Source organism: Pseudarthrobacter sp. NCCP-2145 (assembly GCF_023708005.1).
Taxonomy (GTDB): Bacteria; Actinomycetota; Actinomycetes; order Actinomycetales; family Micrococcaceae; genus Arthrobacter; species Arthrobacter oxydans.
Map to the genome: position 1 here is coordinate 57,515 of NZ_BRCG01000017.1, position 24,422 is coordinate 81,936.

Genomic DNA, 24,422 nt, shown 5'->3' on the forward strand with positions numbered 1-24,422 from the left:
TGCTACCTAGTTGGGTGGGGTGTCCGCGTCCATGTCCTTGAACACCTGCTGGGCGGTCTTGAAAGCCGTATTCGCGGAGGGCACTCCGCAGTAGATGGCGGTCTGCAGCAGGATTTCCTTGATCTCGTCCCTGCTGAGTCCGTTGGTGAGGGCAGCCCGGATGTGCATGGCCAGCTCCTCCCAGTGCCCGTGCGCCACCATGGCGGTAATGGTGACGGCGGAGCGCATCTGCCGGGTGAGGCCGGGCCGGGTCCAGATCCCGCCCCACGCGATCCGCGTGATCATGTCCTGGAAGTCGTCCGTGAATTCGTCTTTGGCGGCGTTGGCCCGGTCCACGTGCGCGTCGCCCAGCACTTCGCGCCGCACCTTCATGCCGCCGTCGTAAATGTCCTGGCTGGTGGCGCCGGGCTGGACGGCGCCGTTGCGTTCGGGGTTCTTCGCGCCGGTGCCGTTCACTTGGCTACCCCCCGCGATTCGGTCCAGGTGATGAGGCTGCGCATCAGCTCGGCCACGTGGGCGGGAGCTTCTGCCGGGGCAAGGTGGGCCACGCCCTCCAGGGTGACAGCGGTGGCCGTCCCGCCGCCGGCCGTGATGCCGGCCGCCACTTCTTCAGCGAACGACGGCGGCGCCACCCCGTCCAGCGCCCCTGCGATGACCTGGGTGGGCACCCGGATGCTGCCGAGGTCCTCCCGGACATCGAACGCGGCCAGTGCCTCGCAGCAGAAGGCGTAGCTGAACCGGTCGGCATCGCGCAGGGCATGCAGGAGCAAGCTGCTGAGCTCCGGTTCGCGCTCCATGAAACCGGGGGCGAACCAGCGTTCCGCCGAGCCCTGGATCATCACCGGGGTGCCCTGGCTGCGGACCGTCTCAGCCCGTTCCAGCCACCCTTCGGGCGTTCCCAGCTTGGCGCCGCTGCACTGGACGGACAGGCTCTTGAGGCGTTCCCCGTGCTTGATGCCCAGCTGCAGGCCGGTGGCGCCGCCCAAGGAGACGCCCGCGTAGTGGAAGGCCTCTCCGGGGGCGATGGAGTCCACAAGGTCAACCACGGCATCAGCCAGGGCGGCAACATCGAAGGTCCCGGTGGCTGCCGGTGAGATCCCGTGGCCGGGCAGGTCCCAGGCCACGACGTCGACATCGTTGCCGAGCACCGAGGCGGTGCGGTTCCACAGGATGGTGGAGGTGCCCAGGGAGGGTCCCACCACCAGCAGCGGATGGTCACCCAGCGGGCGCTGGGGCGAGAGCAGGGCTGCTTTCAGGGCAGGTTTAGCCACGGGGGTCTCCGTTCGCGTCGGTAAGGGATGGTTCGGGGGGCGCCGCGTATTCCGGGAAAGCGGCCAGGATACGGCGGGAAATATTTGCCGCCTCGCCCAGGTAGCTGGCGGGGTTGAGGAGTTCCTCGAGCCGGAGGTCGGTGAGCACCCCGGCCGGCACGGCGTCGCGGAGCAGCTTGCGGTAGGTGGCAGCCTGCTCCCCGGAGGGTGCCTGCAGGGTCTGGTCCACCACGGCCTGCAGCTGTTCCTTCCCGGTGAGGCCGTCCTTTGCCCCCAGCAGGGGCGCTACCGCCGCGCCCACCCCCTCGGCCAGGAGCAGCGGACCGGCGAGGTCCAGGTTGCGGCGCATCTCGTCCGGGAAGGCCTGAAGGCCGCCGGCGAGTTCTCGGATGTGTCCGGCCGCCCCGAGTGCCAGGGCCAGGAGCTGCCGGAGCGCCGGCCACTCGGTGTGCCACGCGGCGTCCGGGCGCTCATCGTTGAAGTTGGCTGCCGCCAGGTGCAGCTGGGCCACGAGCTGGGGTGCCTGCAGCGCCGCGCTGCGGACCAGGACAGACAGTACGGGATTCTGTTTCTGCGGCATGGCAGAGGAGACTCCGCGGCCGGCGGCGCGCGGTTCGGCCAGCTCGCCCACCTCGGGCCTGCTCAGGAACAGCACATCGGCGGCGATCTTGCCGAACGCGTCCAGCACGGCGGCGAGGGCGTTGCCCAGCGACGTCACCACCAGCCGGTTGGTGTGCCAGGGCGCCGGGGCGGCGGCGAGGCCCAGCTGTGCCGCCAGGGCATCCGCCAGGCTGAAGGGGGTGCTTGATGAGCCGGAGGCCAGGACGGTTCCGGCGGCCAGGGTTCCCGCAGCGCCGCCGAACTGGACCGGACAGGCCAGGCCCTCCAGCTGGCGTCCCGCGGCGGCGACGCCATGGAACCATTGCGCAGCCCGGAGCCCGAACGTGAAGGGGAGCGAATGCTGGGTGAGGCTCCTGCCCACGCACAGCGTGTCCGCATGCTCTTCGGCCAAACTGGCAAGTGCCGCCGAGGTGCGCTTCAGGTCGCCGAGCAGCGCTTCAACGGTGTTGCGGGCCAGCAGCATCAAGGCCGTGTCCAGCACGTCCTGGCTGGTCAGGGACGTGTGCACTGCCCTTCCGGCGCCGATGCCGGTGCCGTCCAGCGCCTGGACGTTTTTCCGAAGGTCCGCCAGCAGCGGGATCACCGGGTTGCCCCCGCCCTGGGCGCGTCGGGCTATGCCTGCCACGCTGTACCTGCCAGGCTCGGCCGCGGCGGAGACGACGGCGGCGGAACCGGCGGGCGCCAGGCCCGCCTTCTCGAGCACGGCGGCCCAGCCGGACTCGACGGCGAGGATCGCCGCCAGCACGGCCCGGTCGCCCGTCAGCGCACCCACCAGGGGTGACGCCGAGACGGGACTGAGCAGGCCGGCGTCGCCCTCCTCCCCGAAGGCGCCCGCATCTCCCAGGCCGGCGGACCCGGTCACTGGAAGTCCAGGAAGACTGTCTCGCCCTCGCCCTGAAGGCGGACGTCCCAGGTGAGGCCGCCGTCGGCGTCGCGGCGGGCGATCAGCGTCTTGCGGCGCTCGGGGTCCAGGGAGCTCAGCAGGGGGTCGTTGGCCAGGGCCTCGGTGTCCTCCGGGAGGTAGATGCGGGTGAAGAGCCGGTTGGTGAGTCCGCGGGCGAAGATGGCCACGGAGATGAAGGGCGCCGAACCCGGCGACGTCGGGCCCGGGTTCACGGTGGTGAAAGTGAAGACTCCCGAGTTCCCCACGGCGCCGCGGCCCCAGCCGGTGAAGGTGTAGCCGTCGCGGACCAGGGAGCCGGTCTTCTGGACGACGTTGCCCTCGGCGTCGGGCTGCCAGATTTCCAGGATGGCGTCCGGGATGGTGTGGCCGGCGCCGTCATACACCGTGCCTTGCAGGCGGATGGAGCCCGGTGAGCCGGGGGCCAGGAGTTCGTCGTCCTTGTCGAACGGAAGCGCGTAGCCGTAGAACGGGCCCACGGTCTGGCCGGGAGTGGGGACGAGTTTGGTCTGGTTGTTCATCTGGCTGGTCCTCTGCCTATTCCTCGTCGCCTGCGGCACCAAGTGCCTCGTTTTCGGTCCAGGTCCGCTTGGGCCCGGTCAGGACAATGTCCCAGTTGTACCCAAGGGCCCACTCGGGCTCGGTGAGGCTGTGGTCGTAGGTGGCCACCAGCCGGTCGCGGGCGTCCTGGTCCACGATGGTCTGGTAGATCGGGTCCAGCGGGAACAGCTGGTCGCCCGGGAAATACATCTGGGTGATGATCCGTTGGGTGAACTCGGTTCCGAACAGGGAGAAATGGATGTGCGCCGGGCGCCAGGCATTCAGGTGGTTCTTCCACGGGTACGCCCCGGGCTTGATGGTGGTGAACCGGTAGGACCCGTCCGGGCCGGTGATGCAGCGGCCGATGCCCGTAAAGTTCGGGTCGATCGGCGCCGGGTGCTGGTCGCGCTTGTGGATGTACCGGCCGGAGGAATTGGCCTGCCAGATCTCCACCAACTGACCGGCAACGGGGCGGCCGTCGCCGTCCAGGACCCGGCCTGCCACGATGATCCGCTCGCCCTGGGGCTCGCCGTTGTGCTGGATGGTCAGGTCCGACTCAAGGGCGTGCACGTCCTGGTGGCCGAAGGCCGGCGAGTACAGCTCGATGGTTTCCGGGTCCGCGTGGTGCAGGCTTTTGGTGGGGTGCCGCAGGATGCTGGAGCGGTAGGGCGGGTAGTCCAGCCGCGGCTGGGTTTCGGCGGGGGAACCCTCTTTAAGGGCCCGTGCGTAGGCTTCGCCCAGGGCGTTGATCTCTGCACTGAGGTCAGCCTGGGTTTCAATGGCGCGGTCAAGGGGCATGTGTGCGGCCTTCGGCTCGGCGGGCGGCACAGACTCGTCGGTATCAAGCTGGGCGTTGGTTTCTTCCGGCACGGCTGGCTCCTTTCTGGTTTTCGTTGTGATTCGTGGGGCAGTTGGTCAGTTCGGCGGCCGGCTCAGGTCCGGTGCAGCGAGTCGTACTGGACCGCGTGCCGGACCGGGGCGTTGGGCGCCCCGTACCCGTTGTAGCCGCCGCGGCGTTCCACCATTTCGAAGAACACACTGCCCACCGTGGCGGTGTAGAAGTGGAGGAATTCGCCGTCCGCATCGCGGTCGTAGAGGAGGTTGAGCTCCTGCAGGGTGGCCAGGAACCCGGGGTCAAGGTCGAACCGGGCGTCCAGGTCCTCGTAGTAGTTCGCGGGGATCTGCAGGAATTCGAGGCCCCGGTCCCGGGCGGCCCGGGCAGTGGCCACGAGGTCCTTTACGGCGAATGCGATGTGCTCCTGGTAGGTCTTGCGGACTTCGCCGCGGGCCTGCTGCACCGGCGCCAGGTTCAGCACCAGCCGGACGGCGGCGTCGGAGGTGGTCATCACCTGCGAGCGCACCAGCCCGCTGGGGCTGGGCACTTCGGCGAAGGGCTGCGGTTCCAGGGCCAGGGCGCTGGTGTAGAACAGGACGGCCTCGTCGAAGTGCTGCCACGGCTGGGCGAGGTTGACGTGGTCGATGACCGCAGCCGCACCCGGCCCGCCGGAAGGAGTGCGGTGTTCCAGGCCTTCCCCGAATTCACGGGTCCAGGCTGCCGTGCCGTCCGGGCTGCCCTGGCACAGGAAGATTTCCGTTGAGTCGGGCGCGGAGATGCCCTGGAAGACTTCCTCGTCGGCCTGGACCTTGCGGGCCACTACGGGAGCCTTGAGCTGCTGCGCCCGGGCCGAGGCAATCACGGGTGAATCGACGTCGAACCCCAGGGCGGCGATCGACGGTTCGGCGTGCGATGCCGCCTGCTCGTTGATGATCACGCGCGCCTGGCCCATGGTCCACAGCTGCACGTCCTTGGTGCGGTGCCTGCCCTCGAACCCGAAGCCGAGCTGGCCCAGGAGCTTCTCAAGCCGGGCGGTATCGTCCGCTTTGACCTCGGCGAAGTTGAAGCCCGCCGGTTCGCTGACCTTGGGCAGCGTGGCGAGTTCCATGGGATAACGACGGCGGGAGGCAGCACTGCCGCCCTCTGCGGCTTCCGCGCTGCCTGCCAGCCATTTGGCGCTCTGTTCCTCCAGCCAGATGAGCGAGCGCATGGCGTCCACGGCTGTGCGGTCCACATCCGACTGGCGGAAGACGTCGTTGAAGACCTCCAGGGAGACCGGGCCGGAGTAGCCGGCCCGGACCACGTGGCCCATGAACTTGGCCAGTTCGAACTGCCCCTCGCCCGGGAACACGCGGTAGTGGCGGCTCCAGGACAGCACATCCATGGTGAGTTTCGGGGCGTCCGCAACCTGGACGAAGAAGATCTTCTCCGGGTCAAGCTTTTCTATTGGTGCGGTGTCCCAGTCGCGGGACAGGATGTGAAAAGAGTCCAGGCAGGTTCCCAGGTTGGGGTGGTCCACCATCTCCACCAGGCGGTAGGCGTGCTCGTAGTCGTTCACGTGCTTGCCCCAGGCCAGGGCCTCGTAGGCCACCTTGATGCCGTGGTCGCCGGCAAGTCCGGCCAGCTGGGCGAGCTGTTCGGCGCGGACGGCGTCGTCGTCGATCGTGGCCGTGGCAACGTTGGAGCAGACCAGGATGGTGTCCATGCCCAGGCGGGACATCAGGTTGAACTTCGCTTCCGCCCGCCGGAGGTTCGCCTTCAGCAGGTCCGGGGCCACGCCGTCGAAATCCCGGAATGGCTGGTAGAGGTCTAGCCCCAGGCCAAGGTCTGCTGCCATGGACCGGACGTCCCCGGGGCTCAGCGGCGAGGTGACCAGGTCCTGTTCAAAGATTTCGATGCCGTCGAACCCTGCGATGGCACAGGCCTGCATCTTCTCCTTCAGGGTGCCGGAGAGGCAGACGGTGGCGATTCCGGTGCGCATCAGGCAGCCACCTCTTCTGCGGCCACGAGCTCCAGGAAGTGCGAGCGCATGCGGTCCGGATCGGGTTCCAGGCCCGTGAAGATGCGGAAGGCATCTGCGGCCTGGCCCACTGCCATCCGGCCGCCGTCCAGGACCTCGCAGCCCTTGGCGCGGGCGCCCCGGACGAGCTCGGTGTCGATGGGGCGGTAGACAATGTCCGCCACCCAGTGCCGGGACTCCAGCAGCTCCAGGTCCAGCGGAACGCCGGGGTGGGCGGCCATCCCCACGGGGGTGCAGTGCACCAGGCCGTCGGCCAGCGGCATCAGCTGCGGCAGCTCCGCCGTCGTGCGCGCCACAACGGTGCTGTCCGGGAAGAAGCCGGCCAGTTCGGCTGCCCGGGCGGCGCTGCGGGCGGCGTCCATGTCCACGAGGTCCAGGTGGCGGACCCCGGCGGTGAGGAGGGCGTAGGCCACGGCGGAACCTGCCCCGCCGGCGCCCAGCTGGACCACCCGGTCCAGCCTGGCGCCGGGAAGTCCTGAGGAGAGGGCTGCGGCAAAGCCGGAAAAGTCTGTGTTGTGGCCTATGAACCGGCCGCCGTCGATCACCACGGTATTGACCGCACCGAGCCGCACGGCGTCCGGCGTCACCTCGTCCAGGTGCTGCAGGACCAGCTGCTTGCAGGGGTGCGTGATGTTCAGGCCGTTGAAGCCGAGGTTCCTGGCACTGCGCAGCAGCTCTCCCACGGAGTCGCCGGGAAGGCCGAGTTCCACGAGGTCGATGGGCCGGTAGAGGTAGCGCAGGCCCTGGACATCCCCTTCGCGCTCGTGCATGGGCGGGGTGAGTGACGGCATCACACCATCGCCGACCAGTCCCACCAGGTAGGACTCAGTTCGATTACTCATCCGTGCAGCTCCTTTGGTACGGCACCGGGCAGGAGCAGTGCGCCAGGCGGGTGCTGCTGCTGCGGTGTTGAAAGTTACGGTACATCATTTGTTCTATCAGCGCACTCTTGTTCCACATACGAACAAATAGCCGAGTCAGCGTTGCGGCAGGCGGGCCGCAAGCTCGGCGGCCGCCTCACGCAGCAGCGGGACGCACGCCGCCAGTTCCTCCAGGCCCATGCGGAAGACGGGGACCGCCGTTGCCAGGGAAGCGAAGGCGTGGCCCTGGGAGTTGAGAAGCGGAACGGCGACGGCACGCATGCCCATCTCGTTTTCCTCGTCCATCACGGCATATCCTTGGCGCCGGACCTTATCGATTTCCGCGCGGAAGGCGTCCCGCTCCGTGATGGACTTTTCCGTGAGCTGCTCCAGCGGGAGATCCTCCAGCAGCCGTTCGCGGTCGGCGTCCTCCGCAAAGGCAACCAGCACTTTTCCGACGGCGGTAGTGGAGAGGGAGCCCAAGTGGCCGGGGTCGCTGGTCACCCGGAACATCTGCGGACCGTCCACCTTGTTGACCGTGAGGTGGTGGTGGCCGTCGCGGACGCTGAGGATGGTGGCCTCGCCCGTCTGTTCGGTGACCCGGCGGAGGACCGGCATGGCCGTGCCGGCGAAGCCGTGATGGTTGGAGACCCGCTGGCCCAGCTGGAAGATCCGCAGGCCCAGGTGGTAGCGGCGGCCGTCCGGTTCGTAGTCCACGAAGCCGTCGCGGGTCAGGGACCCCAGCAGGCGGTAGGTGGTACTGAAGGGCAGCTCGGCCCGTCGGGAGATCTCTGCGGCACTGGCCCCGCGCGGCTCATCGCCCAGAAGGACCAGGAGGCCCAGGGCCTTCCCCACCATGTCCGTGCGGTCCGCTTTGGCCGCCTTGGCCTCAGGAGGGGTGTCAGCAGTTACGTCGTTGTCCGCTGTGGCTTGGTTCACACTCATGGATCGATGCTCCCACATAGTGAGAGTTATTTCTAGATAGTGATTATTTTCTTGACAGGTGACCGCACTCACAGTCACTATTGCTGTATCGCACAAGTAGCTCCCACCATGTGGCTACTGCCCGGGTTATCCCGCACCAATGCCGAGCCGCGCCTCCACCTGAAGGCAGCGCCGGCCGCGAGCCCCCCTGATCCATCCGCGACAAAGTCGTCACATCTAAGGAACTCCATGAGCCAGACACTCTCGTCCGCCGAGCCAGGCATTGCCGCCCCGGCCGGGACGCCGAAGAAGGCAGCCCTCGCCAGCTTCCTGGGCAGCGCCGTCGAATATTACGATTTCTTCATTTTCGGATCCGCAGCAGCCCTGATCTTCCCCACGGTCTTCTTCCCCAATGCTGACGCGAACGCGGCCATCATGTCCTTCGCCACGTTCGGTTTCGCCTATGTGGCGCGCCCCGTGGGCGCCGTGATCCTGGGGCACTTCGGTGACAGGGTGGGCCGGCAGAAGGTCCTGATGTTCACCCTCCTCCTGATGGGTGCCTCCACCTTCCTCATTGGCTGCCTGCCGGACTTCAACACGGTTGGCTGGTGGGCTCCCGCCCTGCTGGTGCTGGCCCGGCTCTGCCAGGGCCTGTCCGCCGCCGGGGAACAGGCCGGAGCCTCCTCCATGACCCTTGAGCACGCCCCGGACAACCGGCGCTCCTTCTTCACCTCCTGGACCCTCACGGGCACCCAGGGCGGCCAGATCCTCGCAGCCCTGGTCTTCATCCCCGTCCTGGCCCTCCCGGACGAGATCAAGTACGGCATTGGCTGGCGCATCCCGTTCTGGCTGAGCGCCGTGGTGGTTGTTGTTGCCTTCTTCATCCGGCGCACCCTGCACGAGCCGCCGGCCTTCGAGGAAGCCCAGAAGACCGCCCAAATTTCCAAGCTCCCGGTTGCCGACCTGCTCAAGGCCCACTGGCGCGACGTCCTCCGTGTGATCTGCTGCGCCTTCATCGCCGCCGTCTCCACCGTGTTCGGCACCCTCGCCATCAGCTATGCCAAGACCGTGGCGGGCGTCGACGGCACCACCACGCTCTGGCTCGTGGTCGGCGCCAACTTCGTGGCCCTGGGCACCCAGCCGCTCTTCGGCATGCTGGCTGACAGGATCGGCCGCAAGCCCGTCTTCATATACGGGGCTGTGGCCAGCGCCATCCTGACGCCCGTCTTCCTGCTCAGCCTGGAATCCGGCAGCGTGCCGCTGATGTTCCTGGCCGCCATCGGCTTCTTCTCCTGCGGCTACGCAGCCTCCAACGCCGTCTGGCCGTCCTTCTACGCCGAGATGTTCAGCACCAAGGTCCGCTTCTCCGGCCTGGCCATCGGCACCCAGCTGGGCTTCCTGATGGCAGGGTTCGCACCTGCAATCGTGGCGGCCATGGGCGGGATCAGGCCCGGCGGCTGGGTCCAGATCAGCATCTTCACCGCCGTGATCTGCGGCATCGCGGCCATCTCCGCCCTGACTGCCAAGGAGTCCTACAAGACCCCCACCACGCAGCTCGGCCTCAAGTAGAACCCCGCCCGGCTGGAAGTACCGTCCAGCCCGGTTTTGGAACCGGAAAGCCCGCCATTCCCCCCATATGGCGGGCTTTTCCCCGTTGAAAAATGGGCTGTTCCGGCGCCGCCCGGGGCAGCAGGCACGACGTCGGGTGGCCGGGGACGCCGGCGGCCTCCCCAAAACCTAGGGCCGGCCGGCCTCCAGCACCGACGCCAGGTCAAAACTGACCGGCTCCTCCAGCTGCGCGTACGTGCACGATTCCGGGTCCCGGTCCGGCCGCCAGCGGTTGAACTGGGCCGTGTGCCGGAACCGTTCCCCCTCCATGTGGTCGTACCGCACCTCCACCACCAGCTCCGGGCGGAGGGGTACGAAGGACAGGTCCTTGCCGGCGCTCCAGCGGCTGCCCTCGGCGTTGCGCGGCGTCCGTTCCCCCTCCTCCTGCTTGGCCCACGCCCACGGGTGGTCATCGAAGGTGGTTACCAGCGGCTGGAGCTGCTCGTACAGCTCCTTGCGCCGCTTCATGGGGAAGGCGCCGATCACGCCCACGCTGGCCAGGCCGCCGTCGTCCTTGTACAACCCCAACAGCAGCGAACCGACCACATCCGGCCCGCTCTTGTGCAGGCGGTAACCGGCCACCACGCAGTCAGCGGTGCGTTCATGCTTGGTCTTGAACATCACCCGCTTGTCCGGCTCGTACCGGCCGTCCAGGCGCTTGGCCACAACGCCGTCCAGCCCGGCGCCCTCGAACTGGCGGAACCACTGCTCCGCCGTCTCCTTGTCCGTGGTGGCGGCGGTGAGGTGGACCGGGGCCTTGCTTGCCGCGAGCGCCTTTTCCAGGGCCGCACGCCGTTCGGTGAAGGGCCGGCCGGTGTAGTCGTCGTCACCGAGGGCCAGAAGATCGAACGCCACGAAGGAGGCCGGTGTCTGGGAAGCGAGCAGCTTGACCCGGCTGGCTGCGGGGTGGATGCGCTGCTGCAGGGCGTCGAAATCGAGGCGGTCGCCGGAGGAACCGACCAGGATGATCTCGCCGTCCACCACGCAGCGTGGCGGCAGGTTCTCCTTCAGCGCCTCAACAAGCTCGGGAAAATAGCGCGTCATGGGCTTCTCGTTGCGGCTGCCGATCTCCAGCTCATCGCCGTCCCGGAAGATGATGGACCGGAATCCGTCCCATTTCGGCTCATAGCTGAGGTCCCCGCCCCCTGCAACACCAGGAATGCCGCTGACGGCCTTGGCGAGCATGGGCGGGACGGGCGGCATCACGGGAAGTTCCATGCTGCCCATTCTTGCCCGGGGACGTGCCCCTGCGTAACCCCGCCCCGCGGGCTCACCCCGCCAGCAGCCACACGATGAGGATCAGGGACGGCGCCGCTGCCGCCGTTGACAGCAGGACCGTTTCGCGGGCCACTGCGACCCCGCGCCCGTACTTGCCGGCGAACAGGAACACGTTCTGGGCTGTGGGAAGGGCGGCCATCAGCACCACGCCCAGGAGCATGTGCTGGTCCAGGTTGAAGATAAAGCGTCCGACGGCGAACGCCACCGCGGGCATCACGGCGGACTTCAGCGCCGTGGCCGTCAGGATTTCGGCCGTGTGCCCGCCGCTGCGCAGCATCCGGGTGCCGTGCAGGGACATGCCGAAGGCGAGCAGCACCACCGGAACGGCAGCCCCGCCCAGGAGGGAGAGGGGTGCCATCACAGGTGGAGGAAGTTCCACCCGGAACGCGGCCAGGACCACGCCGAGCAGGGACGCGATGATCATCGGGTTGCGGAAGGGCTGGGAGAGCAGCAGCCTGGGCGACACCCGGCCGGCGGCGGAGAGGTCCAGCAGGGTGAGGACCACGGGCGCCAAGAGGAGGAGCTGGACCAGCAGGACCGGTGCCACCGGGGTGGCGTCGCCCAGGGCGTACAGCATGATGGGGATGCCGATGTTGTTGGCGTTGACGTAGGAGCTGGCCATCGCGCCGACGGCGGTCTCAGCCAGCGGCCGCCGGAACCACAGCCTGCTGGCCAGCACGTACAGCAGCGCCGTGGCCGACGCCGTCAGAATGGCCAACGGAACATAGGCGGAGAAGACCACGGTGAGGTCCGATTCCAGGACCACCGTGAACAGCAGGACGGGGTTGGTGATGAAGAAGGCAGTGCGGGTGAGCGCCGAGACCGTGGGTTCCCCGCCCAGCCCGCAGCGAGCGGCAATGTAGCCCACGGCGATGACGGCGCCGATTACCGCCAGCCCCACCAGCACACCGCCCACGAGTGGTACGTCCTTCCAGCTCCGCCGCCTGCGCAGGAATTCCGGGATGCGCAGTAATACAGGCTTCAAACTTATCTGACAAGTGGCGCCGGGCAGGCCAGCCCTCGACACGGCACCCCTGCGGACGGTAGAGGTTAACGATGGTTACCGTCGGCTTCCACGCCTCACACGAACAGATCAGTCCCGCCCAGCTGCTCAAGGACGTCCAGCACGCGGAACAGGCAGGATTCGATGCCGCCATGTGCTCTGACCATATTGAGCCGTGGTCCGCCCGGCAGGGCCACTCCGGGTTCGCCTGGTCCTGGCTGGGCGCGGCGCTGGCCACCACCAGCCTGCGCTTCGGTGTGGTGACCGCCCCGGGCCAGCGGTACCACCCCGCCATCATCGCCCACGCCTCGGCCACCCTAGCCTGCATGTTTCCGGAACGGTTCTGGATGGCCACCGGGAGCGGCGAGAACATGAATGAGCACGTCACCGGTGACGCCTGGCCGCCGAAGGAAACACGGCAGCGCCGGCTGGAGGAGTGCGTTGAGGTGATCCGCCGGCTGCATCGCGGTGAGGAGGTCACCCACCACGGCCTTGTCACCGTTGAACAGGCCCGGATCTGGGACGTGCCGGACTCCCCGCCGCCGATTATCGCACCGGCCATCAGTGTGGAGACCGCCCGCCGCTCTGCAGCCTGGGCGGACGGCCTGGTCACCATCAACCAGCCGGCCGGCAAGCTCAAGGACATGCTGGCGGCATACCGGGACAACGGCGGCCGCGGCAGGACCGCGCTGCAGGTGCACCTGTCCTGGGCCCCCCGTGAACAGGACGCGGCAGCCATTGCGCTGGACCAGTGGCGGACCAACACCTTCGCCCCGCCGGTCCCGTGGGACCTTCCCACGGCCGGGCATTTCGACGGCGTGAGCGGGCACATCGGCGAGGACCAGGTCCGGAAGGCGGTCAACGTCTCGGCAAGCCTGGACCAGCACGCCGAGTGGCTGGGGGCGTACGCGGCCCTGGGCTTCGACGAGCTCTACCTGCACTTCGTGGGGCAGGAGCAGGCCCCGTTCATTGATGCGTTTGCGGCAGATGTCCTTCCGCAGCTGCAGGGCTCGAAGGTCCAGGCGCCGGCGCAGGCACCCGCATGAGGCTCGCCGAAACTTCGGACCTGTGGTGGAAGAACGCCGTGGTGTACTGCCTGGACGTGGAGACGTTCTTTGACGACGACGGCGATGGCACCGGCGATTTTGCCGGACTGACCCAGCGCGTGGACTACCTCGCCGCACTGGGCGTGACCTGCATCTGGCTCATGCCGTTCTACCCCTCCCCGGACCGCGACGACGGGTACGACGTGACGGACTTCTTCGCCGTGGATCCCCGGCTGGGCACCATGGGGGACGTTGTGGAGTTCATCCGGGCGGCCAAGGACCGTGGAATGCGCGTCATCGCCGACTTCGTGGTGAACCACACCTCGGACCAGCACCCTTGGTTTGTCGAGGCCAGGAAATCCAAGGACAACAAATACCGCGACTACTACGTGTGGCGGAGCGACACTCCCCCGGACACCTCCTCGGAGGTGGTGTTCCCTGGCGAGGAGGACTCGCTGTGGGAAAAGGATGAAGCCACCGGCGAGTGGTACCTGCACATGTTCGCCAAGCACCAGCCGGACCTGGATGTCACCAATCCCTCCGTCCGGAACGAGATTGCCAAGGCGATGGGCCTGTGGCTGGAACTGGGCCTGGACGGCTTCCGCCTGGACGCGGTGCCCTTCTTCCTGGAGACCCGCGGCCAGCCCAAGGACGAGGCCGCGAACCTGGATCCGCATGAGTACCTGGCCGCACTGCGCAGCTTCGTGAGCCGGCGCAACGGCAGCGCCATCCTCCTGGGCGAGGTGAACCTGCCGTACAAGGAGCAGCTTGAGTACTTCGGCGGTCCGGACGGGAACGAACTCAACATGCAGTTCGACTTCATGTCCATGCAGCACATCTATCTGTCGCTGGCACGCCAGGACGCCCGTCCACTGGCGGAGACGCTGAAGAGCAGGCCGCCGCTGCACCCGGACAACCAGTGGGCCATGTTCGTGCGGAACCACGACGAACTCACCCTGGACAAGCTCAGCGACGGTGAGCGGGAAGAGGTCTTTTCCGCGTTTGGGCCGGAGAAGAACATGCAGATCTATGGCCGCGGCCTGCGCCGCCGCCTTCCCCCGATGCTTGGCGGCGACGCAGGGCGCATCCGCATGGTGTACTCGCTGATGTTCGCCCTGCCGGGCACTCCGGTGCTCTTTTATGGGGAGGAGATCGGCATGGGAGAGGACCTCCGGCAGAAAGGCCGGGCTTCCGTGCGCACCCCCATGCAGTGGAACGGCGAAAAGAACGGCGGCTTCTCCACGGCCAAGGTATCGGACCTGGTGGCGCCGCTGGCCCGGGGAGAATACGGTCCCGAGCACGTCAACGCCGCGGCCGCGAAGAGGGATCCCGGCTCGCTGTTCAACTTCATGGTCACGCTGATCCGCCGCTACCGCGAATCGGCGGAGCTGGGCTGGGGCGAGTTCGCCATCATCGACCAGCCAGAGCCTGCAGTCCTTGCCCACACCTGCAGTTCGGACGGCGGCACACTGGTGCTGCTGCACAACTTCGGGGAGGCCCCCGTGAAGGTAAACGGCACAGTGGCCCCGGAGGACGGGCCAGCGAATGCGTTCCGGGACGCCACCCTGCTGGACCTGTTCGACGGCGACAACATCACCCTGGATCCCGACGGCGGCTTCACCGTTGAACTGGAACGTTACGGCTACCGCTGGTACCGCCTCCACCGCAAAGGCGACAGGCTGGCACCATGAGGTGGGTGGTCCCGCTGCTCGTCGTGGTGCTCGGCGGGGCCGTCTTCGTGCTCGGCGGCGCCGATGATTCCCCGGGCCTGCAGGGCATCGGTGCGGTGCTCGTGGCCGGTGGGGTCACCCTCGGCGTCCGCGGCGTGCGCCGGGACCGCCGACGGTAGGCAGCAGGCAGTCTTGAAGCACCACGCAACTGTGCCGGAACCGCACCACGGCCAGGCGCCCGGACCGTAGACGGGACGCCGTCGCCGTCCGGGTGTGAAAAAATCAACCATGCGCCCCATGCAGCACTCCAGCAAGCTCCAAAACGTCCGGTACGAACTCCGCGGACCCATCCTCCAGGCCGCCAAGGCCATGGAGGCGGAAGGGCACCGGATCCTCAAGATGAACCTTGGGGACACCGCGCCGTTCGGCCTGGAAACGCCGGAGTCCGTGGTGGTGGACATGATCCACCACCTGAGGGGCGCCCAGGGATACAGCGACTCGAAGGGGATCTTCTCAGCGCGGACCGCCATCTCGCAGTACTACCAGACGCGCGGCCTGATGCAGATCGGGGTGGAGGACATCTTCATCGGCAACGGCGTCAGCGAACTCATTTCCATGTGCCTGCAGGCGTTTATGGAAAACGGCGACGAGATCCTGGTGCCGGCACCGGACTACCCGCTGTGGACCGCCGCGGTCACGCTGACAGGGGGCAAGCCGGTGCACTACCTCTGCGACGAAGGGGAGAACTGGTGGCCGGACATGGCCGACGTGGAGGCCAAGATCACCAGCCGCACCAAGGGGATTGTGATCATCAACCCCAACAACCCCACGGGCGCCGTCTATCCGCGGCACATCCTGGAGCAGTTCGCGGCCTTGGCCCGGAAACACCACCTGGTCCTGTTCTCGGACGAGATCTACGAGAAGGTGCTGTATGAGGAGGCCCAGCATATCCACACCGCGGCCGTGGCCGAGGACGTCTGCTGCCTGACGTTCAGCGGGCTGTCCAAGGCGTACCGCATGCCCGGCTACCGGGCAGGCTGGGTTGCCGTCACCGGGCCACTTGCCGCCACCGCCGCCTACCGGGAAGGACTGGAACTGCTGGCCTCCCTGCGGCTGTGCCCCAACGTTCCGGCCCAGCATGCCATCCAGACCTGCCTTGGCGGCTACCAGAGCATCGACGCCCTGGTGCGGCCCGGAGGCAGGCTCCGTGAACAGCGCGATCTCGCCTACCAGCTCCTGACCGAGATACCGGGCGTGACGTGTGTCCCCGCGGCGGGCGCCATGTACCTGTTCCCCCGCCTCGATCCGGAGCTCTACCCCATCAGCAGCGACGAACAGTTTGTCCTGGACCTGCTGAAGGACCAGAAGATCCTCGTCTCGCACGGTTCCGCGTTCAACTGGCCGACGCCGGACCACTTCCGGTTCGTGATCCTTCCGTCCGTCCTGGACATCCGGGAGGCTGTGCACCGCATCTCCACCTTCCTGGCGGCATACCGCGCCAGCGTGGAACTGCCGTAGGGCCCCCCAAGGCCGCACCGCCGTCGGGCCCTGCCCGCCTGTTCTGCCGTGGTGCCCGGGAAATTTAGTTCGGGAAACAGCTCCGGCGCGAAGAACTAACCGGCGCCTAACCGCGGGGAAACGCGGGCGCAACATTGCCCCGGCACACTGGACTCTGCAGGCAAGAGCCGGCACCAGCCCCAGCCAGGAGGCCCCGCCATGAAGCAGAAAGCGACACCACATGTGACACGAGTCCGCGCCCTGGACCAGCTCCACCGCGGCGACGAGATCGAAGCCCGCCTCTCCGTGGGCCCTTCCTACGACGACGTTGTGATCCGCCGCGGAAGTGTCCAGGAAACCGCGCCCGGCATCGGCGTGGTCTGGATCCTGGACCGGCTCACCGGCCTGCGCAAAGCGATCAATACGGACGAATGCAGCGTCTGGCGGCTCGCCTGAAACTGTCGGGATCCGCGGCCCGGGTGTAGCCAGCAAGGGCTGCCCGCCGCACCGGAACCTTCGGCACCATAGCCGTTCAACCCCCGGCTACCGACTGGATGACCAGTACTTCCTGGCCTGGAGCCACCTCGGTTTCCAGGCCCTGCAACCGCCGCACCTCGTCCCCGCCGACGTACACATTCACGAAGCGCCGCAGCGCGCCGGTCTCGTCACGGAGCCGCCGGGCCAGCACTGCGAAGTCCGAGGTCACCGCATCGAGGAGCTTTCCCACCGAAACCGGCCCGTCGGCGGGCGCAGTCAGGACGGACTGCCCGCCGGCCAGCGGCTGCAGGACGCTGGGAAGCACCACCCTGATTTCCCGCACGCTGCTGTCAGGCACCTGAGATCACGGCTGCCCGGACACAGAGCACATCCGGGAGATGGGACACAACCTCCCGGAATGTCGCCCCTTCGTCCGCACTCGCGTAGACCGAGCCGCCGCGCGTCCCAAAATAGACCCCGGCCGGCTCCGCTGTGTCCACCGAGGCAGCATCGCGCAGGACGCTGTTGTATTCCCCGGCGGGCAAGCCGTTGCTGAGCCTTTTCCAAGTGGACCCGGCGTCGTCCGTGCGGTGGACGGCCAGCTCGCCGTCCGGCGGAATGCGTTCGCCGTCCGCTTTCAGGGGGATGACCCACGCCGTGCCCTCCCGGCGGGGATGGGTGAGCATCACAAAACCGAAATCCGCCGGCAGTCCCTCCGCGATGGAGTTCCAGCTGTCCGCGTTGTCATCCGTGCGGTAGACGCCGTGGTGGTTCTGGGCGTAGAGGCGGCCGTCGACGGCGGCATCCGCTGCGATCTTGTGGACGCACTGCCCGAACTCCGGGTTGGGGTCGGGCATGAAGTAGGCCGAAATGCCGCGGTTGCGCGGCTCCCAGGAGGTGCCGCCGTCGAGCGACCGGTAGACGCCTCCCGTGCTCATGGCCACGTGCACCGTCTCCCCGGCCGGATGGACCACGATGGAGTGCGCGGCGGCACCGCCGTAGCCCGCGCCCCACTCGCTGCGGTGGGGATGGTCCCACAGCCCGCGGTTCAGTTCAAAGTGTTCACCGCCATCGGTGGATTTCCACACGGAAATGGGCTCCGCTCCCGCCCAGACGACGCCCGGACGTTCCTCCGCGTCCGGATAAATCTGCCAGATGCGCTCCAGCGCGGCACCCGTGTCCTCCGGAAACCTGACGGCGCCCTGCTCGGGCTCAGACCAGGTGGCACCCAGGTCATCGGAGTGCGCAACGGTGGGCCCCCAATGCTCACTGCGGACGCCCACCATGATCCGGGTCCGGCCCTCCCGGGTGTCTATGCCGATGCTGGGGATCTCACTCATGAGGAAGTGCGGGCCAGTGAAAGACCATTGTTGCCTGTCCCTGCTGGTGGCCAGCCAGAGGCCCTTTTTGGTCCCGATCGCTAAGACAAAACTCTCTGCGGTTGCCATGCCCACCATGCAACCACCGAGCACAGCAGCCCGCAATGGTTATTTTGTGTCACCGCGGGCCTGCCGAATCCTAGTCCACGAACTCCGACTGGGTTTCGATAAAGTCCCAGTCGGCCGGGGTCAGGACGGCCGCTGGATTGTCCGGATGGGGGCCGCCCGCTTCCGCAATCCCCTGGAGCACCGGAAGTGGCAACTCCTCGGCCCGAAGGTTTTCCCGCAGCCATTCCTTGCTTGCCAGGTCCAGGTCCAGCCACCACATGTAGATTTCCATGACTTCATGCACCTTTCGTATGTTCCAACGTTAGGCCCGGGCGGATGCGCGGACAAGATACACCCGCGGGAGGCAGGTAGCCAGTGCAGGGCGACCCCGGTGATGCGGGTACCCGCAAGTAACCGCATCGTCCGGCCGCCGGAAAAGACGAGTACCCCCTACTCAGGACCGCCTCCAGCCCCCACCCCTAGCCTGAAAACTCAAGCAAGCTGACCGTGTTGCTGGGGCATTCGGCGCAAGTGCTGGCCTCCTCATCATGGTCCGTTTCACCATTCAAACCTGGGGAGAAAACAATGAAACGTACCTTTGTGACTGTGGGGGTCGTGGGACTGGGCCTGCTCAGCGTTACGGCACCGGCCATGGCAGCGCCTGAAAGAGTCATCGTCTGCCACAGCGACGGAAGCAGCTGGACGCCGCTGGAATTCAACATCAACGGCCTAAATGGCCACGACCAGCACCCGCTGGACATCATTCCGCCTACCTCCGAGTCGCCCGGCAAGAACTGGACCAACGCCGGAAAACTTCTCTACGTCGAGAAGTGCGCGGCGTTGCCGCCGGGCGAAACACTGCCGGAGGAGCCGGCTGAGGAGGAGCCGGTGGTGGAAACACCTGTTGTGGAGACGCCGGTGGTGGAAACACCTGTTGTAGAGACGCCGGTGGTGGAGACACCTGTTGTTCAAACACCCGCCGGGGAGGCGCCCGCGCTGACTCCTGCTGCCGAACAATCCGTGGTGGTTCCGCCGGCAGCAGCGCCCGGTGCGGCTCCGCAGGCAGCGGCACCTGTTGCGCCTGCTCCGCGGGCAACCGTCCAGCAGCCAACCGCTGTAACGGGGGCCACCAGCCTCGGTACCAACCAGGGGTACAACGCCCAGACCGCCGTCGGTGGTTCCGGCAGCATTCCGTCATGGCTGGCCGGGCTGGGAGCGTTGGCGGCAGCGGGAGCGGCAGTGGCTCTCCGCCGCCGGTCCCGTCCGTTCACCCCGGCCGGCTGACACAGCCCCACCGCAGCCCCCGGCTCGTGGCTCGGTGAGCACGGACCGGGCCGCGGCCCTTGACAGGGAAGGCGTCCCGCCAGTGCCCGGCGGGGCGCCTTCCCTCCTCTCGTCTATTCCTCCCTTCGTCAAAATATCGAGGAGCACCATGGCCAAGGTCCCCAGCCGGCACGCAGTGGGCGCGAAGCGCGCACCGCGGCGCTGGAACCGTGGGGACCTGGCCATTCTCATGTGCGGCATCCTGGCGTTCCTGTCCATCAGCTTCGGCGCACCGCTCCTGACGCACTCAGCCCCTGGTGGCAGCGCGCAGGGGTCCATAACGGCGGCGAAGCCAACCGCCGCCGGCGTCCCGGCCACGGACCCGGCGCCCATCGCGGTTACGGGTCCAGCGGAAGGAACCGCCGCGCCTTTCGACTCCACCGCCAGTCCTGCCCCGGCCCCCCTGCTGCCCGAAGCCGCCGAGCCGCTCCGTATCCGGTACCCGTCCGCCGGCTTCGACGTCCCTGTCCACCGCCTGGACCTGGACAGCGACGCCCGGGCCAAACAGACCGTTGTGCCGCCCGAAACCAAGGACGGCTACTGGCTGGCGCCCTTCGGCACCCCCGGCCACGGTTCGGCCAACACCACCTACGTCATCGGACACAGCTGGGACGGCGCGGAGGCACCCTTCAACCACCTGAGTTCAGCGGCAGCAGTGGGTGACCGGTTTGAGGTGGACACGGCTGCCGGCACCATCGCCTACCAGGTGGACACCGTCACCACGTACCTCAAGGCCACCCTCAAGGACAGCCCCGTTTGGGAGATCGTGCCGAACCGGCTGGTCCTGATCAGCTGCTACACGGAGGACCCGTGGGGAAAAAACGTGGTTGTCACGGCCTCGCCCGCCATTCCCTGACGGCCCGAAAGGCACGCGCTCTCCACCCGCCCTATCCAAGAGCATTCAAGGAGGCTGAAAATAAGCTATGAGCCCGGAACAGATGAACAGCAACCCTCCCCTGGTGGTGGGCATCGCACCCGGACAGCACGTTGAGGTCCTGCAGACCGCCGTCTCACTCGCCGCCCGCCTGGGGACGCGGTTGCTCTGCGCCTATGTGGACGAGGCCAGCTTCCTGGTGGACTGGGACCCTGCGCGGCCCGCCCACCGGCTCTCCCTGCACCCCGACACGGACGACGCAAACATCGGTGCCGTGGCGCTGGAACTCAAGTCCGCAATCGAAGCGGCGGTGGCCGGCGTCCCGCCCGGTACTGCGGCGGCGGAATGGACCCTGCAGACCCTCGCCGGGGATCCCGCCCGCGCCCTCGCCCGGCTCGCAGCCGAAAACGACGCGCCGATGATCATCGTGGGAACCTCTGAGCGTGGCTTCTCCCATCGCCTGGCAGAAGCCGTCAGCGGGTCCGTGGGTGCCTGGCTCACGCACCACCAGAGCAGGCCTGTCCTCATAGTTCCCTACCGGATGCCTGCCCACGACGACCGGCCGTGAAACTAAAGCGAAAGTACTTATTCGGGGTGCTGGCGGACCGGACTACCAGCCAGTAAGCTGATTCAAGCAAGACGGGTTCCAACAGGATGGAACCCGGGTATTGCCCAAAAGCTGCTCCGGAGTGCGTATCCCCCAATAACGCACTCCGGAGCTTTTTTGTGCCCGGGTTGCGAAGACGCCCCGAGCACTTCATACCCCCCAGGGGTACTTGTGGGTATACCCCAAGGGGGTATATGGTGTGGTCATGAGCGGAATCGAAGAAGCAGTCAGCGGACACGCTGCAGACCTGCAGCCGCCGCACGGCTATACGGGCAACAAGGAGGCCTACCTCCGCCGGCTCAAGCGCATCGAGGGCCAGGTCCGCGGGATCGCGCGCATGGTGGATGAGGACAAGTACTGCATTGACATCCTCACCCAGGTTGCGGCCGTCACCAAGGCCCTGCACGCCGTCAGCCTTGGCCTGGTGGAAGAGCACATCGGCCACTGCGTAGTGGGCGCGGCTTCCGAACCGGACCCGGCAGCCCGTGCCGACGCTATCGACGCCAAGGTCAAGGAAGCCGCCGACGCCATCGGCCGGCTGCTCCGCTGACAAAGAACCTACCCAACAAGCGCCGGTTACCGCCGGCAAACCTGAAGGAGCAGCCATGAGCACCACCTCCCCCACCACCACACGGGTCAGCGTCTCGGGAATGACCTGCGGCCACTGCGTTTCGGCGGTCAGCGAAGAACTCGAAGCGCTGGCCGGCGTCGAAGAGGTGTCGGTGGAACTGAACGCCGGAGGCATCTCCACAGTGACCATCACCTCCAGCTCGGAGCTGTCCCCTTCAGAGATCGGGGAAGCGGTCGCCGAAGCCGGCTACCTCGTCGTCGCCAACGAAGCCTAAGAACGCCACTGAAGCAGGGAACCCCATGAGCAACCAGGAACTCCTCCGCCGGCCCGCCACCCGGGTGGTGGAACTCGACATCGAGGGCATGACCTGCGCCTCCTGCGTCAACCGGGTGGAGAAGAAACTTGGCAAGCTCGACGGCGTGCAGGCCTCGGTCAACCTGCCCCTGGAATCAGCCCACGTGACGGTTCCGGCAGGCATCACTGACGAGCAGATCACGGCAACAGTGGAAGCCGCGGGGTACAAGGCAACCGTCCGCCAGCCACTCAAGCAGGGCCAAGGCCCTGCAGGTGAAACCGGGGACCTGTCCGCAGCGAAGCTTCGCCCCCGCCTGATCCTTGCCGCGGTTCTGACAGTCCCCGTTTTCGTCATCTCGATGGTGCCGGCAGCCCAGTTCCCGCACTGGGGCTGGGTGGCAGCCCTCCTGGCCCTGCCTGTGGTGACGTGGGCAGCGTGGCCGTTCCACCGGGCCGCGGCGGTCAACGCCCGCCACCTCGCGTCCACCATGGACACGCTGGTGTCCATCGGTGTGACGGCGGCGTACCTGTTCTCCGCGTGGCAGCTGTTTGCGGATCCCCGCATGACTGAACATCCGGGGATGGAAGGCATGGAAACCGGCGGCCTCTACTTTGAGGTGGCCGCCGTCGTCACCACGTTCCTGCTCCTGGGCCGCTTCCTTGAGGCCAATGCCAAGCAAAAGGCCGGCGATGCCCTGCATGCACTCCTGAACCTGGGCGCCAAGGATGCCACCGTCCTCCGTGACGGCAAGGAACAGCGCATCCGGGCCGACCTCCTGCAGGTGGATGATGTCCTGGTGGTCCGCCCCGGCGAAAAGATCGCCACCGACGGCGTGGTGACGGATGGGGACTCGGCCGTGGACGCTTCACTGGTGACCGGCGAATCGGTGCCCGTGGAGGTAGGCCCGGGAAGCCGTGTCACGGGCGCCACCATCAACACCTCGGGCCGCCTGCTGGTGCGTGCAACCCGCGTTGGCTCCGAGACGACCCTTGCCCAAATGGCACGGCTCGTGTCGCAGGCGCAGACCGGCAAGGCACCCATCGCCCGCCTCGCTGACCGCATCAGTTCAGTCTTTGTTCCGGTGGTCCTGGCCATTGCCGCGCTCACGTTCGTCCTCTGGCTCCTCTTCACGGGACCGGACGTGGGCAGCGACGACCTCCGCTCGGCGTTCACCGCCGCCGTCGCCGTCCTGGTGATTGCCTGCCCGTGCGCGCTGGGCCTCGCCACCCCGGTTGGCCTGCTGACGGGAACGGGGCGCGGCGCCCAGCTGGGAATCCTCATCAAAGGGCCGCAGGTTCTGGAGGACACCCGCACCGTTGACACCATTTTGCTGGACAAGACCGGGACCGTGACCACCGGCGTTCTCGCCGTGGACGCGACGGTTGCCTTCGGGAACTTCGGGGAAGGCGAGGTGCTGCGCCTGGCGGGGGCCGTGGAGGCAGCATCGGAGCACCCGGTGGCCAGGGCCATCACTGCCGCGGCCCGTGCGGATACCACGGGGTTGCCCACAGCGGACGACGACGGCACCCTCCCTGCCGTGGAAGGCTTCCGTTCCGCGCCCGGCGGCGGCGTTACCGGCACCGTCGAGGGCAGGGTGGTCCTGGCGGGCCGGACAGGCTGGCTGGAGCAGAACAACATCACCATCCCGCAGGAGCAGCAGGCCTCACTGGCAGCTGCGGAAGCCTCCGGCGCCACCGCCATCTGGGTTGCCGTGGACGGCCTTGTTGCCGGCATCATCAGCCTCCGGGACACCTTCAAGGACGGTTCCGCCGCCGCCATTGCGCACCTGAAGCGGCTGGGCCTGCGCCCCATCCTGCTCACCGGTGATAACGCGGCCGTTGCAGCCCAGGTGGCGGCCGCCGTCGGCATAGCCAAGGAAGACGTCTACGCGGGGGTCCTGCCCGAAGGGAAAGTGGAGGCGGTGCGCAGGCTCCAGGCCGGCGGTGCCACCGTGGCCATGGCCGGAGACGGCGTGAATGACGCTGCCGCACTGGCCCAGGCTGACCTGGGTATTGCGATGGGTTCCGGCACGGACGTGGCCATCGAAGCCGCGGACCTGACGGTGATGGGCAATAACCTTGCCCAGGTGGCGCAGGCCATCGAACTCTCCCGCAGGACCCTGGCCACCATCAAGACCAACCTCTTCTGGGCATTCTTCTACAACGCCGTGGGCATCCCGGTGGCTGCCCTGGGCCTGCTCAACCCGATGATCGCCGGGGCCGCCATGGCCGCCAGCTCGGTCCTGGTGGTGGCCAACTCGCTGCGCCTGCGAAGCTTCGGCAAGCAGCCGCCGGCCAGCTAGACCGGGCGACGCATCCTCTGCGCTCAGGCGGCGCCGTAGCGTACGGCTGCCCGCGCCCTGGCCTTGGCTGCCTCGGCTTCCCGGTCCTTGGGCGGCGCCTGCGAAACCAGGGCGTCCAGGAGGTGCTGGGTGATGTGGGCGATCTCGTGGACGGCCTCATCAAAGGCTTCCTGGTTGGCCTTGGACGGCTTGGTGCTGCCGCTGATCTTGCGCACGTACTGCAGGGCGGCGGCGTGCACTTCCTCCGAAGTGGCGTGCGGTTCGAAGTTGTGGAGGGTTCGGATATTCCGGCACATACAGCCATGCTAGGCTCTGGAACGCCTGGGATCGACCCCCTTCGGAGCGGTTCGCGCAAGCACCGGCCATGGGGAGCCCGGCATGGGCAGGGCTGCCCATCGACGCTGCCTCAGCGGCCGGGGTAGGTTTTAGGCAATGGATCTTCCGGATGAGCCGGGGGGCCGAGGGGGATGCC

26 protein-coding genes are annotated in these 24,422 nt (G+C 67.4%); 12 read left to right on the forward strand and 14 right to left on the reverse strand.

Annotated elements, in window-relative coordinates; all coding sequences use genetic code 11:
* Positions 1–6: 6 nt before the first annotated feature.
* The 8 genes from pcaC to NFU08_RS15025 all read right to left on the reverse strand — a co-directional run bounded on the left by pcaC (position 7) and on the right by NFU08_RS15025 (position 7,993).
* Positions 7–456 (reverse strand): 4-carboxymuconolactone decarboxylase, encoded by a 450-nt coding sequence (gene pcaC / locus NFU08_RS14990; protein WP_174177757.1) that lies wholly within the window; start codon positions 454–456, stop codon positions 7–9.
* Positions 453–1,271: an alpha/beta fold hydrolase gene (locus tag NFU08_RS14995; RefSeq protein WP_251424440.1), complete on the reverse strand. Its 819-nt coding sequence runs from the start codon at positions 1,269–1,271 to the stop codon at positions 453–455. The genes pcaC and NFU08_RS14995 overlap by 4 nt, the downstream gene beginning before the upstream one ends.
* Complete coding sequence (locus tag NFU08_RS15000; protein ID WP_251424442.1) at positions 1,264–2,754, reverse strand: lyase family protein; 1,491 nt, start codon at positions 2,752–2,754, stop codon at positions 1,264–1,266. Before NFU08_RS15000 ends, NFU08_RS14995 begins: the two co-directional genes overlap by 8 nt.
* The gene (gene pcaG, locus NFU08_RS15005) at positions 2,751–3,314 is read right to left on the reverse strand and encodes a protocatechuate 3,4-dioxygenase subunit alpha (RefSeq protein ID WP_251424444.1); all 564 of its coding nucleotides are present in this window, start codon (positions 3,312–3,314) and stop codon (positions 2,751–2,753) included. The genes NFU08_RS15000 and pcaG overlap by 4 nt, the downstream gene beginning before the upstream one ends.
* 16 nt (positions 3,315–3,330) lie before the next feature.
* Positions 3,331–4,203, reverse strand: coding sequence for a protocatechuate 3,4-dioxygenase subunit beta (gene pcaH / locus NFU08_RS15010; protein WP_174177763.1), 873 nt, complete (start codon positions 4,201–4,203; stop codon positions 3,331–3,333).
* 62 nt (positions 4,204–4,265) lie between these two features.
* Entirely contained in the window at positions 4,266–6,149 is a 1,884-nt protein-coding gene (locus tag NFU08_RS15015; protein ID WP_251424446.1) for a bifunctional sugar phosphate isomerase/epimerase/4-hydroxyphenylpyruvate dioxygenase family protein, read from the reverse strand.
* Positions 6,149–7,030 carry a shikimate dehydrogenase gene (locus tag NFU08_RS15020; protein WP_174177767.1) on the reverse strand — a complete coding sequence of 294 codons (882 nt, stop codon included), beginning with the start codon at positions 7,028–7,030 and terminating at the stop codon, positions 6,149–6,151. The genes NFU08_RS15015 and NFU08_RS15020 overlap by 1 nt, the downstream gene beginning before the upstream one ends.
* 135 nt (positions 7,031–7,165) lie before the next feature.
* Complete coding sequence (locus NFU08_RS15025; RefSeq protein WP_251424448.1) at positions 7,166–7,993, reverse strand: IclR family transcriptional regulator; 828 nt, start codon at positions 7,991–7,993, stop codon at positions 7,166–7,168.
* Between the two features lie 228 nt (positions 7,994–8,221).
* Between NFU08_RS15025 and NFU08_RS15030 the strand changes: the two genes are divergently transcribed.
* Positions 8,222–9,541: an MFS transporter gene (locus NFU08_RS15030; protein WP_251424450.1), complete on the forward strand. Its 1,320-nt coding sequence runs from the start codon at positions 8,222–8,224 to the stop codon at positions 9,539–9,541.
* 168 nt (positions 9,542–9,709) lie between these two features.
* Here the strand turns inward: NFU08_RS15030 and NFU08_RS15035 are convergent, their stop codons facing one another.
* Complete coding sequence (locus NFU08_RS15035; RefSeq protein WP_174177773.1) at positions 9,710–10,798, reverse strand: ATP-dependent DNA ligase; 1,089 nt, start codon at positions 10,796–10,798, stop codon at positions 9,710–9,712.
* A gap of 52 nt (positions 10,799–10,850) precedes the next feature.
* Positions 10,851–11,774, reverse strand: a complete 924-nt coding sequence (locus NFU08_RS15040) for an AEC family transporter (protein ID WP_251424497.1) — start codon at positions 11,772–11,774, stop codon at positions 10,851–10,853.
* Positions 11,775–11,914: 140 nt separating this feature from the next.
* On the opposite strand from NFU08_RS15040, the gene NFU08_RS15045 reads away from it, so the two are divergent.
* From NFU08_RS15045 to NFU08_RS15065, 5 genes are all read left to right on the forward strand, one after another.
* Entirely contained in the window at positions 11,915–12,907 is a 993-nt protein-coding gene (locus NFU08_RS15045; protein ID WP_174177777.1) for a TIGR03885 family FMN-dependent LLM class oxidoreductase, read from the forward strand.
* Entirely contained in the window at positions 12,904–14,598 is a 1,695-nt protein-coding gene (locus NFU08_RS15050) for an alpha-amylase family protein (RefSeq protein ID WP_251424452.1), read from the forward strand. The genes NFU08_RS15045 and NFU08_RS15050 overlap by 4 nt, the downstream gene beginning before the upstream one ends.
* Positions 14,595–14,756, forward strand: coding sequence for a hypothetical protein (locus NFU08_RS15055; RefSeq protein ID WP_251424454.1), 162 nt, complete (start codon positions 14,595–14,597; stop codon positions 14,754–14,756). Before NFU08_RS15050 ends, NFU08_RS15055 begins: the two co-directional genes overlap by 4 nt.
* A gap of 109 nt (positions 14,757–14,865) precedes the next feature.
* Entirely contained in the window at positions 14,866–16,095 is a 1,230-nt protein-coding gene (locus tag NFU08_RS15060) for a pyridoxal phosphate-dependent aminotransferase (protein ID WP_066272546.1), read from the forward strand.
* Positions 16,096–16,293: 198 nt separating this feature from the next.
* Positions 16,294–16,530: a hypothetical protein gene (locus tag NFU08_RS15065; RefSeq protein WP_066272548.1), complete on the forward strand. Its 237-nt coding sequence runs from the start codon at positions 16,294–16,296 to the stop codon at positions 16,528–16,530.
* 76 nt (positions 16,531–16,606) lie between these two features.
* Here NFU08_RS15065 and NFU08_RS15070 read toward each other — a convergent pair whose 3' ends face one another.
* The 3 genes from NFU08_RS15070 to NFU08_RS15080 all read right to left on the reverse strand — a co-directional run bounded on the left by NFU08_RS15070 (position 16,607) and on the right by NFU08_RS15080 (position 18,270).
* Entirely contained in the window at positions 16,607–16,894 is a 288-nt protein-coding gene (locus NFU08_RS15070; RefSeq protein WP_174177838.1) for a MoaD/ThiS family protein, read from the reverse strand.
* Between the two features lie 7 nt (positions 16,895–16,901).
* A complete protein-coding gene (locus NFU08_RS15075; protein ID WP_251424456.1) occupies positions 16,902–18,008 on the reverse strand; it encodes an exo-alpha-sialidase in 1,107 nt (368 codons plus the stop codon).
* Positions 18,009–18,069: 61 nt separating this feature from the next.
* Positions 18,070–18,270 (reverse strand): hypothetical protein, encoded by a 201-nt coding sequence (locus tag NFU08_RS15080; RefSeq protein ID WP_066280037.1) that lies wholly within the window; start codon positions 18,268–18,270, stop codon positions 18,070–18,072.
* 293 nt (positions 18,271–18,563) lie between these two features.
* Between NFU08_RS15080 and NFU08_RS15085 the strand changes: the two genes are divergently transcribed.
* From NFU08_RS15085 to NFU08_RS15110, 6 genes are all read left to right on the forward strand, one after another.
* Positions 18,564–19,262 (forward strand): hypothetical protein, encoded by a 699-nt coding sequence (locus NFU08_RS15085; RefSeq protein WP_251424458.1) that lies wholly within the window; start codon positions 18,564–18,566, stop codon positions 19,260–19,262.
* A gap of 148 nt (positions 19,263–19,410) precedes the next feature.
* Positions 19,411–20,157: a class F sortase gene (locus NFU08_RS15090; protein ID WP_174177788.1), complete on the forward strand. Its 747-nt coding sequence runs from the start codon at positions 19,411–19,413 to the stop codon at positions 20,155–20,157.
* Positions 20,158–20,224: 67 nt separating this feature from the next.
* Complete coding sequence (locus tag NFU08_RS15095; RefSeq protein WP_251424460.1) at positions 20,225–20,743, forward strand: universal stress protein; 519 nt, start codon at positions 20,225–20,227, stop codon at positions 20,741–20,743.
* Between the two features lie 244 nt (positions 20,744–20,987).
* Entirely contained in the window at positions 20,988–21,332 is a 345-nt protein-coding gene (locus tag NFU08_RS15100) for a metal-sensitive transcriptional regulator (RefSeq protein WP_066272565.1), read from the forward strand.
* 55 nt (positions 21,333–21,387) lie between these two features.
* Positions 21,388–21,627, forward strand: a complete 240-nt coding sequence (locus NFU08_RS15105; RefSeq protein ID WP_174177794.1) for a heavy-metal-associated domain-containing protein — start codon at positions 21,388–21,390, stop codon at positions 21,625–21,627.
* Between the two features lie 25 nt (positions 21,628–21,652).
* A complete protein-coding gene (locus tag NFU08_RS15110) occupies positions 21,653–23,950 on the forward strand; it encodes a cation-translocating P-type ATPase (protein WP_251424462.1) in 2,298 nt (765 codons plus the stop codon).
* A gap of 23 nt (positions 23,951–23,973) precedes the next feature.
* Here the strand turns inward: NFU08_RS15110 and NFU08_RS15115 are convergent, their stop codons facing one another.
* The gene (locus tag NFU08_RS15115) at positions 23,974–24,246 is read right to left on the reverse strand and encodes a DUF2277 domain-containing protein (protein WP_174177798.1); all 273 of its coding nucleotides are present in this window, start codon (positions 24,244–24,246) and stop codon (positions 23,974–23,976) included.
* Positions 24,247–24,422 lie beyond the last annotated feature (176 nt).